11 protein-coding genes are annotated in these 12,492 nt (G+C 73.6%); 4 read left to right on the top strand and 7 right to left on the bottom strand.

Features of this window, described 5'->3' with window-relative positions; translation table 11 throughout:
* Window positions 1-35 precede the first annotated feature (35 nt).
* On the top strand, window positions 36-923 hold the full coding sequence (locus H7H31_RS25410) for a hypothetical protein (RefSeq protein ID WP_187064293.1): 888 nt from the start codon (window positions 36-38) through the stop codon (window positions 921-923).
* 226 nt (window positions 924-1,149) lie between these two features.
* On the top strand, window positions 1,150-2,418 hold the full coding sequence (gene ectB, locus H7H31_RS25405) for a diaminobutyrate--2-oxoglutarate transaminase (RefSeq protein WP_187064292.1): 1,269 nt from the start codon (window positions 1,150-1,152) through the stop codon (window positions 2,416-2,418).
* A 182-nt stretch (window positions 2,419-2,600) separates the two neighbouring features.
* Here ectB and H7H31_RS25400 read toward each other — a convergent pair whose 3' ends face one another.
* From H7H31_RS25400 to H7H31_RS25390, 3 genes are read right to left on the bottom strand one after another with little or no spacing between them, the layout of a single operon-like run.
* Window positions 2,601-3,740 (bottom strand): serine hydrolase domain-containing protein, encoded by a 1,140-nt coding sequence (locus tag H7H31_RS25400; RefSeq protein WP_187064291.1) that lies wholly within the window; start codon window positions 3,738-3,740, stop codon window positions 2,601-2,603.
* A complete protein-coding gene (locus H7H31_RS25395; protein WP_187118093.1) occupies window positions 3,733-4,287 on the bottom strand; it encodes a flavin reductase family protein in 555 nt (184 codons plus the stop codon). Before H7H31_RS25395 ends, H7H31_RS25400 begins: the two co-directional genes overlap by 8 nt.
* Complete coding sequence (locus tag H7H31_RS25390; protein ID WP_176161456.1) at window positions 4,284-5,291, bottom strand: LLM class oxidoreductase; 1,008 nt, start codon at window positions 5,289-5,291, stop codon at window positions 4,284-4,286. Before H7H31_RS25390 ends, H7H31_RS25395 begins: the two co-directional genes overlap by 4 nt.
* Before the next feature lie 87 nt (window positions 5,292-5,378).
* On the opposite strand from H7H31_RS25390, the gene H7H31_RS25385 reads away from it, so the two are divergent.
* Together H7H31_RS25385 and H7H31_RS25380 are read left to right on the top strand one after the other, a co-directional pair.
* Entirely contained in the window at window positions 5,379-5,984 is a 606-nt protein-coding gene (locus tag H7H31_RS25385; protein ID WP_176161457.1) for a TetR/AcrR family transcriptional regulator, read from the top strand.
* A 496-nt stretch (window positions 5,985-6,480) separates the two neighbouring features.
* The gene (locus tag H7H31_RS25380) at window positions 6,481-7,026 is read left to right on the top strand and encodes a hypothetical protein (RefSeq protein WP_232110364.1); all 546 of its coding nucleotides are present in this window, start codon (window positions 6,481-6,483) and stop codon (window positions 7,024-7,026) included.
* 98 nt (window positions 7,027-7,124) lie between these two features.
* Here H7H31_RS25380 and H7H31_RS25375 read toward each other — a convergent pair whose 3' ends face one another.
* The 4 genes from H7H31_RS25375 to H7H31_RS25360 form a co-directional block, all read right to left on the bottom strand.
* Window positions 7,125-7,733 carry a histidine phosphatase family protein gene (locus H7H31_RS25375; protein WP_187064290.1) on the bottom strand — a complete coding sequence of 203 codons (609 nt, stop codon included), beginning with the start codon at window positions 7,731-7,733 and terminating at the stop codon, window positions 7,125-7,127.
* A complete protein-coding gene (trxA, locus tag H7H31_RS25370; protein ID WP_176161459.1) occupies window positions 7,726-8,109 on the bottom strand; it encodes a thioredoxin in 384 nt (127 codons plus the stop codon). Before trxA ends, H7H31_RS25375 begins: the two co-directional genes overlap by 8 nt.
* A gap of 412 nt (window positions 8,110-8,521) precedes the next feature.
* Window positions 8,522-9,436 carry a LysR family transcriptional regulator gene (locus tag H7H31_RS25365; RefSeq protein ID WP_187064289.1) on the bottom strand — a complete coding sequence of 305 codons (915 nt, stop codon included), beginning with the start codon at window positions 9,434-9,436 and terminating at the stop codon, window positions 8,522-8,524.
* Between the two features lie 594 nt (window positions 9,437-10,030).
* Entirely contained in the window at window positions 10,031-11,971 is a 1,941-nt protein-coding gene (locus H7H31_RS25360) for an NAD-binding protein (protein WP_187064312.1), read from the bottom strand.
* Between the last annotated feature and the right edge of the window lie 521 nt (window positions 11,972-12,492).

Raw genomic sequence — 12,492 nt, 5'->3', positions numbered from 1 at the left:
CGGGAACACTGCTGGTACCCGCGGCACTGGCACCCGTGTCGAAGAGCGGATCGGCCTCGCTCGTCCTCGCCGGGGCGTTGTTGGCCTGGGCCCTGTGGGTCGGGGCCGCCGGCGGGACGCGCGGGCTGGGGGCGGCGGAGTTCGTGCGGGAGCGGGCCGGGCCGGGCGTGGCGTACGTCGTGCACGGCCTGTACTTCGGCGGCTTCGCCATCGGACAGGCCGTCGTGGTCGGTGCGGCCGGCGAGTTCGCCGGCTCCGGCCCGACGGCCTACGTCCTCGGGGTGGCCGTGCTGCTGCTGGCCGCGGTGCTGGCCTGGGCCGGGGTGACGCCGTCGCCCGCGGTGCGGAGCGCGCGGACGGTGGTGGTCCTGGCGCTGGCCGCGCTGTGGTGGCTCTCGCCCCGGTCGCTGTCGCTCGACACGGGCGACTCGTTCCCGGGCGGGGCGCTGCTGCTCGTCGTACCGCTGCTCTTCGCGTGGGTGGGTCTCGAGTCGACGGTGCCGTCCCTGCGCTCCTCCCCCGCCGCCGGCACGCTGGGAATCGTGTTGGGCCTCGCGGCGCCGACCCTGCTGTACGTCGTGTTGCTGTCTCCCCGGGACGCCGCGCCGCCCGGGGGCCAGGCCGGCGAGACGGTCATCGGGTGGTTCGCCGCCCTCGTCCTCGCCTCCTACTGTCTGACCAACCTGCTTGCCGTGGGGGCCCGTTGGCGGCACCTGTGTCCCGGAGCCACCGGGGCGGGGGCGGCCCGAGGCCCCGAGCGGCGGGGGATCGCGGTGGCGGCCGTCATCGCGTTGGCCGCCCTCAGCCTGGCCGCCGCGCTCGACTGGAGCGTCGCCCTCCTGCTGCTCGGCCCTGGCACGGCCACGGCCTCCATCTACGCCCTGCTCGCCGTGTCGGCCGCCCGTCGGTCGCGCGGCGCCTAGGGGTGCCACCACCTGCCACACCGCCGGGGGCGTGCGCGGACCACGTGCCGGTCCCCTTGCTGCACCACGGGTGGCGGCGCCGGTCGGACGACCGGGGCCGCCACCGAAGTCCCTTCGTCGACAAGCCCCAGGGCCGCCTCCGCGACCGCGACCCACTGCACTGCGCAGCAGCCCGCACACCACACGGCTTCTCGATCCTTCCCCTTGTTCCCCCTCGGAGGATGCTGTGACCATCACGCCCCCTGACCTGAGCGTTTTCGAAACCCTGGAGTCGGAGGTGCGCAGCTACTGCCGGAGCTGGCCCACCGTGTTCGACCGGGCGCAGGGCAGCCGCATGTACGACGAGGACGGCCACACCTACCTGGACTTCTTCGCCGGGGCCGGATCGCTCAACTACGGCCACAACAACCCGGTGCTCAAGCGCGCGTTAATCGACTACATCGAACGCGACGGGATCACGCACGGCCTGGACATGTCGACCACGGCCAAGCGGAGCTTTCTGGAGAAGTTCCAGAGCATCATCCTGCGCCCGCGCGACCTGCCGTACAAGGTGATGTTCCCGGGCCCGACCGGCACCAACGCGGTGGAGTCCGCGCTGAAGCTGGCCCGCAAGGTCAAGGGCCGCGAGTCGATCGTCTCCTTCACCAACGCCTTCCACGGCATGTCGCTCGGCTCGCTGGCCGTCACCGGCAACTCCTTCAAGCGCGCCGGCGCCGGGGTGCCGTTGGTGCACGGCACGCCGATGCCGTTCGACAACTACCTCCAGGGCCGCACCCCGGACTTCCTGTGGTTCGAGCGGCTGCTCGAGGACTCGGGCTCCGGGTTCAACTACCCGGCGGCCGTGATCGTGGAGACGGTGCAGGGCGAGGGCGGCATCAACGTCGCCCGCGCGCAGTGGCTGCGCGAACTGGCCGACCTGTGCAAGCGCCGCGACATGCTGCTCATCGTCGACGACATCCAGATGGGCTGCGGACGCACCGGCGCCTTCTTCTCCTTCGAGGAGGCCGGCATCATCCCGGACATCGTCACGGTCTCGAAGTCGATCAGCGGCTACGGCCTGCCCATGGCCCTGACCCTCTTCAAGCCCGAACTCGACATCTGGGAGCCCGGCGAGCACAACGGCACCTTCCGCGGCAACAACCCCGCCTTCGTCACCGCCGCCGCCACCCTCGACACCTACTGGGCCGACGGCCAGATGGAGAAGCAGACCCTGGCCCGCGGCGAGGTCGTGGAGACCAGCCTGCTGGCCATGGCCGACGAGCACCGGCGCTCCATCGTCAGCGTCCGGGGCCGTGGCCTGGTGTGGGGCGTGGAGTTCGCCGACAAGGAGCGGGCCACCAAGGTGTGCGCCCGCGCCTTCGAGCTGGGGCTGATCGTGGAGACCTCGGGGCCGCAGAGCGAGGTGGTCAAGCTGCTGCCGGCGCTGACCATCTCGACCGAGCAACTGGACGAGGGCCTGCGCATCCTGGCCCGCGCCATCCGGGAGACCGCCTGATCCAGCCACGGGCCGCGCGGCCACGGCCGCCGCGGCCCACCCGCCCGGTCGGCGCGCCAGCGCGGCGGCCGGGCGGGGGCGTGCGCGCTGGTCGCCGCACCGGCGGCCGGCACGCGCGCCCCGCCCGGGAGAGCCTGGCCCCGTGACCGTCGGCCCAGCCGTCGGTCGCGGGGCCGCGTGCCTCAGGCGGCGTGCCGCGCCACCGCGCGCAGGAACGCCACCGTCTCCATCTCGCGGTTGCTCTGCTCACCGGTCGTGGTGCCGTACCGCCGGTTGGCGGACAGCTTCACGATGGTGGCCCGGTGAGCGGGGGCGACGTAGAGGAACTGGTTGTACACGCCGATCGCGCTGAACTCGCCCTGGTCGCCCTCGGGGAGCCACCACTGGTAGCCGTAGCCGACGTCGACGGCGTGGTCGGCGATGATCGGGCCGCCGGGCGCCAGGTGGTCGGCAGCGACCGTGACCGAGTCCCGCACCCACTGCTCGGGCACGATCCGCCGCCCCTGCCACACGCCGCCGTTGCGGTACAGCTCGCCGAACTTGGCGTAGTCGCGCGCGGTCAGGTTGAGCCCGGCGTAGGCCAGCTCGGTCCCCGCGGGGTCCACCAGCCAGTAGCCGGGCGCCTCCATGCCCAGCGGCTCGCACAGCTTCTCCTGCGTGTACGCGGTGAGCGAGCGACCGGTGGCCCGGGCCAGGAGGGTGCCCAGCAACTGGGTCTCGGCCGAGTTGTAGCGGCACACGGTGCCGGGCTCGCTCTCGCGCTCCAGGCCCTCGGCGAAGCCCTCCAGGGTGGCGCCGGTGAGCCGGTTGAAGTCCGAGGACGGGTCGCTGTAGTCCTCGTTCCACCGGGCGCCGGAGGACATCTGGAGCACGTCCCTGATCGACACCCCGTCGTACGCGGAGCCCGCCGGCACCGGCACGTAGGAGCTGATCGGGTCGTCGACCCCGGCTATGTGCCCGTCCGCGACGGCGATCCCGACGAGCGCGGAGACGTAGCTCTTGGCTATCGACATCGACAGCCACTGCGCGTCCACGCCGCCGGTGAGGGTGTAGCGCTCGTACCTGATCGCGCCGTCCACCAGCACCAGCAGCGCCGCGGTGTCGGTGTCCGTGAGGAACTCCTCGCACGACAGCTCGGTGCCGTCGAACGCGAAGGTCTCCGGCAGGCTGAGCGACTCGCCGTGCGGCCAGGTGTACGGCCGGGCGGCGGGGGTCAACTCGCTCGTGGGCAGGAGCCTTTGCAGCCGACTGAAGCGCTCGTGCTGCGGGGCGCCGGTGAAGAGGTCGAGTTCGCCCAGCGTTTTCCGTTGGGGCTCAGGCATCTTTTTCCTCGTGCTGGAGAGGTGACCCGGTCACGGTCCGGAAGCCGCCCCGGGTGAAGACGAGCGGGGCGGCGTCGGGCCGGTGGATGTACGAGCCGGCGACGGCGCCGACCATCAGGCTGTGGTCCGCCACCGGGATGCGCTGCTCCAGGCGGCACTCCAGGACGGCCACGCTCGCGGCGAGCACCGGGTCCCCCGTCTCGGGCGACGGCCGCCACGCGACCCGGTCGAAGGGGTCCTCCCGCGGGTTGGAGCGCGCGAAGAGCACCGCGAGTTCCTCCTGGTCGGCGGCCAGGAAGTTGATCGCGAAGCTCGACGCGTTCCGCAGGATGGCGTACGTGTTCGTCTCGTGGTTGACCGCGGCCAGCGCCGTGGGCGGGTGCAGCGACAGCGACATCACCGCGTTCGCCGTCATGCCGTGTGGTCCCGCGGGCCCGATGGTGGTCAGCACGGTGACGCCGGTGGGGAAGTGCCGCATCACGGCACGGAACTCCTCGGCGTCAGCGCCTCGCACCTCGGGCGCGGTACGCGTGACGGACTCGGTCACCACGTCGGCTGGTGCGGCGCGGGCCCGGCCAGGGCGGGGAAGTGCGGGACGACCTCCTCGGCCAGTTGGGCCACGGCCTCGGCGGCCGGCCGGCGGCCGTGCTGCACGCCGAGCGCGGCGTGGTTGACGCCGGCGTCCTGCCAGCGCTGGAGCAGCTCGATGAGGCCGTCGGAGCCGGTGCGCAGGACGAACCCGCCGCGCAGCGGCGTGGGCTTGTACTTCCGGTCCTCGACCAGGTCGATCCACTCGTTGGTGGCCACCGGCTTGAACTGGCCGCCGGGGATGAGCTCGCGCCACGCGGCGGCCTTCTGGCCCAGCGCCTTCGGGCCGGCCGGGGTGGCCGTGGCGCCCGGGTAGACCAGCCAGCCGTCGGCGTTCTCCGCGATCCACTGCGGCTTCTGCTGCGAGGAGCCCGTGACGAGCAGCGGGATGCGCCCGGCCACCGGCTTCGGGAGCACGTCCACGCCGCCACCGAAGCGGCCCAGGCTGGAGCTGATGGAGGGGTTCTTGGCCTCGGTCAGCTCGCGGAACCAGGTCACGGCGTCGCGGTAGCGCTCGCCGCGCGTCGCGTGGTCGATGCCGTACGCGGGGAACTCGGAGGCGCGGTCGCCGGAGGCGGCGCCCAGCACGACGCGCCCGCCGCTGAGGTGGTCGATCGAGGCGGCCTGCTTGGCCAGGTCGATGGGGTGGCGCAGGGTGAAGATGGCGCTGCCGGCGGCCAGCGAGACCCGCTTGGTGTGCGCGGCCAGCCAGGCGAGGTAGGTCCAGGGGTCGAAGACCTGGCCGGCGTCGCCGAACCCGGGGTCGAACAGCGGCACGTCGCGCACCCACACGGCCGAGAACTCCGCCTCGTCGGCGCGCTTGATGGCCTCCGCCTGGCCGGCCATGGCCTTCATGTCACCCGCGTACTGCCACAGCGGCAGGAAGAGACCGACCGTCAGCTTCCCCTCGCCGAACATGCGCGCGAAACCGGGGTGCGCATCACGTACGAACGCGTCACTCATGACATCAGCCTTCCCTAGATGGATCGATCGCTCTAGTCCGTACGATAGCAGAGTAGATCGATCGATCCATCCGGTAGCCTGAGTGGCATGAACGCCACGGAACGGACGACTGCTCAGCCAGAAGCGCGCAGTGACACCCGAACCCGGCTCGTGGTGGCGACGGCGACGCTGCTGCAACGCCAGGGGTACGAGGGCACCAGCGTCAAGCAGATCCTGCGGGAGGCGGAGGCCACCTACGGCTCCCTCTACCACTTCTTCCCGGCCGGCAAGGAGGAGCTGGCGGCCGAGGCGCTGCGCTTCGGCGCCGCCGACTTCACCGACCTGCTGCGCCGGGGGCTCTCCAGCGCCGACGAGCCCGCCGAGGCCGTCGCGAACTGCGCGCACCTGCTGGCCGACACGCTCCGCGAGTCCAACTGGACCGACGGCTGCCCCGTCGCGGCCACCGCGCTGGAGATCATCGGCCGCTCCCCCGTCATCCAGCGCACCTCCGACGAGGCGCTGCGCCAGTGGCGCGAACTGATCGCCTCCAAGCTCAAGGACGGCGCGATCCCCGAGGTCAAGGCCACGGCCCTGGCCTGCACGATCCTCTCCACCCTCGAAGGCGCCGAGCTGCTGAGCCGCGTCTCCAGCGACGACGAGCCGCTGCACCTCGCGGCGGAACACCTGGCCCAGCTCGTCCGCGCCAGCGCCTGACGACTCCCCACCGGTCGACCGCCCGGCCACCGGGCACCTGGCCAGCACGGCGCCAACTCCGTTACGTGGGGCGCGTGTTGACCTTCGTAGAGCACTCCTGACGTCTTCCGAGGGCGGCTGGCCGAGCGCGCCGGCGTACGTCACGCGCACGAGGCGTTGGACCCGGGCCCCCGCGTTCTGCCGGGTGCGTCACGATGGGGGCATGAGCCCCGCCGCCGTCTCGCCCGACCCCGATCGTCCAGCACCCTCCGCGCGTCCAGCGGCCCCCGGCCGGCCGCCGGGCCCGCCCGACGCGGACGCCGATCCCGCGGAGCCCGGCGCCGCCGCCGAGCCCGAGGACGGGGACCCGGGGGTGACCGCAGAGGAGGCCGGGGGCGAGGGCGGCGAGGGCGCCGGGGAGGAAGGCGCCGGGAGGTCGTTGCTCGCCGCGTCCGGTGCGCAGGGGCTCGGGCCGGCCTTCGGGCCGCTGCACTTCCAGCTCGTGCTGCTCCGACGGATGGCCGACCACCAGGGGGAACTGGTCGCGGAGGCGCTACGGGCGTTGCGGGTGAGCCGTGCCGACCTGCGTGAGGCGAACCGCCGCTGGCAGGCCATGGTGCGCTCGCCGCGACAGCAGGGGGCCGTGCGGCGCTACCGGTCGGTGCTGGGGCCGCCCGAGGCGGTGGGCCGGCGCCGGATCGGGGATCTGACCTGCGAGGCGCTGAGCTGGCCGGTGCCGCTGTGGCCCACGCTGCGGTTCGAGGTGCTGGCCGGCCCGGGCGGGGCGGTCTGGAACGAGTGGCTGGTGCGCGCCCCGGGGGCGGCGGGGCCCACCCTGCGCACCGCCGCCGACCTGGCGCCCTGGTCGTGCACGGTGGACGAGGTGGCGCGGGCCTTCGCCCCGGCCCGACCCCTGGAGGGAACGGCTCCGACCCGCTGGCGGCTGGCCTTCACCGCCCCCGCCGGGCCCGCCGAACCAGGCGGGGACGGCGACCCGGCGCCGGAGTCGTACGTCGCGGAGTTCACCTGGGGGCTGCTCCAGCGGGTGACCAAGGCCGGGTGAGGCTCGCGCGGCTGGGTGCCGCGAGTGGGGCTGTCCGTGGCGCGTGCTGGTGGCGAGGGGGGGGTCGGTGGCGCGCGGGACGCTCGTGGGCGGCGGTCCTAGCCGGCGGGGACGTTCCATCCGGTGACCGCGGGGCGGCCGTGCTCGGTGCCGATGCGGCTCACGGTGGCCGTGTCCAGCCGGAAGAGCGCGCCCGCCGCCACCGGCAGGCCCAGCCGACGGGCCGCGACGGCCCGCAGGATGTGCCCGTGCCCGAAGAGCAGCACGTCACCGGCGTCCTCGGCGTCCGCGTCCAGCAGCGGGGCGAGCCCGGCGAGCAGCCGGTCGACCCGGGCGCTCACCTGCTGGGGGCTCTCCCCCGGGCGCTCGGGGGACTCCTGTGGGGCGCCGTCGGTCCACAGGTCCCAGTCGGGGCGGGTGCGGTGGATGTCGGGCGTGGTCCGGCCCTCGTACGCGCCGTAGGCCCATTCGGTCAGGTCGCTCTCGACCTCGGCGCGGTCGAGCAGACCGGTCAACCGGGCCGTCTCCCGCGCCCGCCTCCGCGGGCTGACCAGGACCCTCGCCAGGGTCCTGGTCGCCAACAGCGGACGGAGGGCGCGCGCCTGCTCCGCGCCCCGCTCCGTGAGCGGCAGCTCGGTCCAGCTCGTGTGCTGGCCCGAACGGCTCCAGTCCGTCTCGCCGTGCCGCACCAACAGCAGTTCAGTCACTCGCGCCCTGCTGCTTGGCCGCCGCGTCGGCGACCGAGGCGCGCACCTCGTCCATGTTCAGCGCGCGCGCCTGGCCGATGACGTCCTCCAGCGCGGTGGCCGGCAGCGCGCCGGGCTGGGCGAAGACCGCGATGTTGTCCCGGACGATCATCAGCGTCGGGATGGACTGGATCTCGAAGGCCGCCGCCAACTCCGGCTGCGCCTCGGTGTTGACCTTGGCGAAGACCAGGTCGTCGTGGCGCTCGGACGCGCTCTCGAAGACTGGGGAGAACGTGCGGCACGGGCCGCACCAGGAAGCCCAGAAGTCGATCAGGACGAATTCACTCCCGGAAACGATCTCGTCAAAGTTGTCCTTGGTGAGTTCCACCGTGCTCATGTGCGGCTCCCTGCTTTCCGTCTCGGCGGTGGTTCCGGCAACCCTAACGGTCCCTGCACGCGCGCTATTCCCGCGAGCGCCGGGTATTTTTGAGCCGTCCGCCGCCGGGCGTGGTCGGAGGTTCGACGGGCGTCTGCTGCCCAGTCCCGGGCCGCCATAACACCTGACGTTATGGGCTTTTGACATTGGCCGCACAGCGAGCGGCGCGGGATAGTGAAGCCACGGCCGGGTCGTTCGCAAGCCGTTTGCTTCTGGGGAGCGGTGGCCCGGCCCGTGCCGGTCGCCGGGTTCCGGGGCCGGTGCTGCCACCCCCCACGCAAGACTCCAGCGGCCGGCAGCCGTGGCTCCACACGCCTGTCGGCCGCTGGCCCAAGGGCGCCGGCGCGCGCTCGCGCACCCGGCGCGCCCGCCCTCACTCCAGGTCCGCCGCGCGCCGTCGACCGGCGAAGCCCTCCTCGGCGGCCGTGACCAGCGTGTGCTGGCAGTCGGCGAGCCGCCCGGGGTCCCGCCAGGCCAGCACGTGGCGCACCCGTATCGGATCGCCGGTGAGCCGCTTGGCGACCGTCCCCTCGCGCATCCGCACCCCGCCCTGGGCCAGGGCGATCGCGGCCCCCTGGATCACCAGGTCGAAGGCGGTCCCGGCGTCGACGATGTCGTGGTCGATACGGGGCGTGAACCCGGCCGCCATGCAGGTGGCGATGAACGCCGCGCGGTCGCCCCCGTCGCGTTCCAGGGGCGACATGGTCCAGCTCTCGTCGGCCAGGTCCGCCAGGTCCACCCGCTCCTTTTCGGCCAGTGGGTGTGCGTGCGGCAGCAGCACCAGCGCGGGCTCGATACCGATCACCGCGTGCACGATGCCGGCCTGGGGCCTGGACTCGTAGCCGGGCACGTCGGTGATGGCGGCGACATCGAGCTGGTCATTGGCAAGCCGGTCCAACGCCCAGGAGGCGGAGGGGAACTGGTGCGAGACCACGGGCGCGTCGATCAGGCCCGACAGCTTGGTCGCCAGGTGCGAGAAGACCGGCCCGGGCGAGCCGCCGAGCCGTACCGTCACCGTCTCGGCCGCCGCGATGCGCTTGCTCTCCCGGATGCGGTCGGCGCTGGCGACGGCGTTGCGCGCGTGCGCGAGCACCTCGTCCCCGAAGCGTGTCGGCCGCACGCCCGTGGCCTCGCGGATGAACACGGGGCGCCCCAATGCCGCCTCGATGCGCTTGAGCTGGGTGGAGACCGCGGGCTGGGAGAGCAGGAGGGTGGCAGCGGCCCTGGTCAGACTGCCGGTGTCCGCGATCGTCACCAGTGTGCGCAGGTGACGCAACTCCAGTTCCATAGGACCGGCAACCTATCGCTCATCCGCCCCACCGAGAAGGCGTCCCGCAGGCCATCCCGTCGCCCGGGGCCCTCGCGGGCGCCAGCGCCGTCGCGGACCGCCCGCTTCCCCCCCGGCTCGGGGTGGCCGCTCGGCGGCGCGCGGTGGTGGTTCCAGGCGGCGTCACGGGCGGACGGCCACCGGAGATGCGTGGCGGGGCACTGACCGGGGAATTCACCCACCGGGCGCGTCACGCAGGGGACACTCGCCTTTTTTCGCGGGGCGGTCAATGCCCGTCGCACTGCCCGTTTCCGCCGCCTTTCCTCTCGCCGTCACAGCGCCCGGACTCGCCCTTTCGACGCCCTTACGCAAGCACTGCGCGTCGCGTATTCCGTACCACTCGGCGGCCGTTTCCTCCGATGGCGTGAGGGCGCATGAGCGTGGGCGTTCTTCTCGTGGTGAAGCCACCGCGATGTGACAGTTACTTGCCGGGTTTCGCGTTTCTCGGACTCCGTTGGGCGGTTAGGCGGTGGCGGTGCGGGCGGTGAGAAACGCGTACGACGTGCGGGCTGCCCGCGGTGCGAAAGGGCGGGGAATCGCGGCGGGTTCGGCGTGCTATCCGGTGCGGCGCGCCTGCGGGCGGCCGAGGAGTTCGGCCAGGCCGCGGCGGGTGGCGACCAGGACGACGCGGTCGGCGGCGCGCAGTTCGTACGTCGGGTCCAGGTCCCACACCAGGCGGCGGGGGGCGTCGGCGCCGGCCTCGCCCTCGGGTGGCGGGGCCGCGCTGAGGTCGGCCGACCGGTCGCCGGGGGCCGAGGTGTCCAGCGCGAGCACCCGCCAGGCCCCGGCCTGGAACGCCTGCGCGACGGTGCGGCCCGCGAGTCGCGGATGGCCCGCCACCTCGACGGCGGCCACCAGCAGCACCTTGCGCTCCACCGAGAAGGCACCGAGGACCTGACGCCCCATCATGGCACCGGCGAAGGCGGGCGCGGCCAGCGACGAGACGCTGCGGCTGCGGGTGAGGGCCTGCGGGTGGGCGGCGCGCAGGGTGCGGTAGACCGCGGTGGCGAAGTCGTCGTCGTACAGCCGCAGCGCCACGCGCACGCCGGGGTGGACCGAGCGGGCGTACAGGGCGGCCTCAAGGTTGGTGATGTCCACGCTGGTCAGGGCCAACAGCGCGTGGGCGCGGTGGATCTTGGCCGCTTCGAGGACGCCTTCCTGCGTGACGTCGCCGAGCACCACGGGCACCCGCAGGCGGCGGGCCAGGGCGATGCCCCGGGCCTCCGGATCGTTCTCCACGCAGACCACCGGAATGTCCAGCTCCCGCAGTCTGACCAGCACCCGCGTGCCGATCTTGCCGAGGCCGAGCAGCACGACGTGGCCCGAGAGGCCGCGCGGCGGGCGGCGGAGCGCGGAGGCGGTACGGAAGGTGCCGAACGCCTCCAGCGCGGCGGCGACCATGACCGGCAGCAGCAGCAACCCGATCAACCCCGTCAGCAGTTGCATCGCCTGGCGGCTGGTGCGCTCCCCCACCGCCGGGTCGCCCATGGCGAACAGGTCGAGCAGCGTCAGGTACGCGGCGTGCAGCGGGTGGTCGCCGGTGGTCAGCCAGGACGTCACGGCCAGTGCCAGCACCGCGGCGCTCACGCCCGCGATCGACCAGCGCAGTCGGGTGGGCAGCAGCGCGGTCAGCGGCGCCCTCCGTCCGCCGACGCGGCGCGAGGAGCGGGCGGGGACGTCGTGCGAGACGGCCTCCAGGACCAGCCTGCGCCGGCCCGTGGCGGCCCGTACGGTGGCCTCGTCGGGCAGCAGACGCGGGCCCTCGTCGCCGCTGCTGTCGGAGCCGTCGGAGCCGGCCGGGTCGCCCTCGGTCGAGGAGAGCAGCGCGAGGACGCCGAGTCCGCGATCGGCGTCCGCTCCGCCGGACGCCGGGGCCCGCTCCACCACGCGCAGCATCAGCCCGTCCGCCTGGACGACCTTGCTGGTCCCGGCGATGGCGGTGGCCGCGAGCGCGGGGGCGGCGGTGTCCGCGTCGGAGAGCACGGTGGTGACCGCCTCCGGCGCGGCCCCCGCCCCGCCGGCGCTCCCCGGGTCGACGACGGCCGCCGCCTGGTCGAGGAGTTCCTCCAGGCGCTGGCCGAGCTTGCGGTTGTAGAGCCGGATCACCAGGCGCAGGTGGGGGCTGAGGCGGCGGGCGGCGAGCGCGGCCCGGATGTTGGCCTCGTCGTCATCGTGGACCAGGGCGAGCGCGGCGGCCCGCCGCACGCCCGCCTCGATCAGCACGCTCTCGTCAAGTTCCGCCGCTTCCAGCGTCGTTGGCGCGTCGTCGGCGGGGCCGGTCGCGGGGTCGGCGCCGTTCCCGGTCGTGGTCGCGCGGGCCATGGCGGCGGTCACGCGCCCGAACAGCGCCGTGGCGCGCACGACGGCACGTCCCCGCGCGCGCCGCCCCGTGGCCTCCCGCGCGGGCGGCACCACGAGCGTCACCCGCTCCCCGTAGACGCCGCGCAACTCGGCCGCGAGCCGGTGGGCCAGGGCGTCGTCGCCGGACACGATCATGTGCCCGGTCAGCGCCGTGGACGGATCAGCCTGGGTGGAGGGGGAGAGTGAGGACACACCTGTAGAGAGTCCCGTGCCGCGGCGGCAGTTCCCTCCGCCTCCGGTTCGGGTCCCGGGGGCCCGGGCGCGGGGAGCGGGGTGGCCGGGCGTACGAGCCGAGGGTCGCGGGAGGTACGAGCCGAAGGTCGCGGGCGTGCGGGGCGGCGGCCGGGGCGCGGGCCGGGAGGTGGGGGCCGGGTGCGGGGGGATGGTTTCATGGCGCAATTGGTCGGCCGGTGGCCGCCAATCGTCGCGGGGTGAATTCCGCTCACCGGGTGGGCCGAGTGTTCTGTCGCCGCGTCAGTGTGGCCTCTTTCGCAGTCCCCTGGGCGTGGTTCCGTGGCACAATGCGGAGGGCCGCCGCCAAGGTCGCTTATCGGCCCGGGAATTACCGGGAGGGACGGCGGCGACTGACCGCGCGAGGCGAAACGGGGGGCCTTGTTCCGCTCGGTTCGCGAGCGGCGCGCACGTACCACCGATCG

The organism is Streptomyces buecherae, from assembly GCF_014295035.1.
Lineage (GTDB): Bacteria > Actinomycetota > Actinomycetes > Streptomycetales > Streptomycetaceae > Streptomyces > Streptomyces youssoufiensis.
This window is presented reverse-complemented; position numbering and strand designations above follow the sequence as displayed.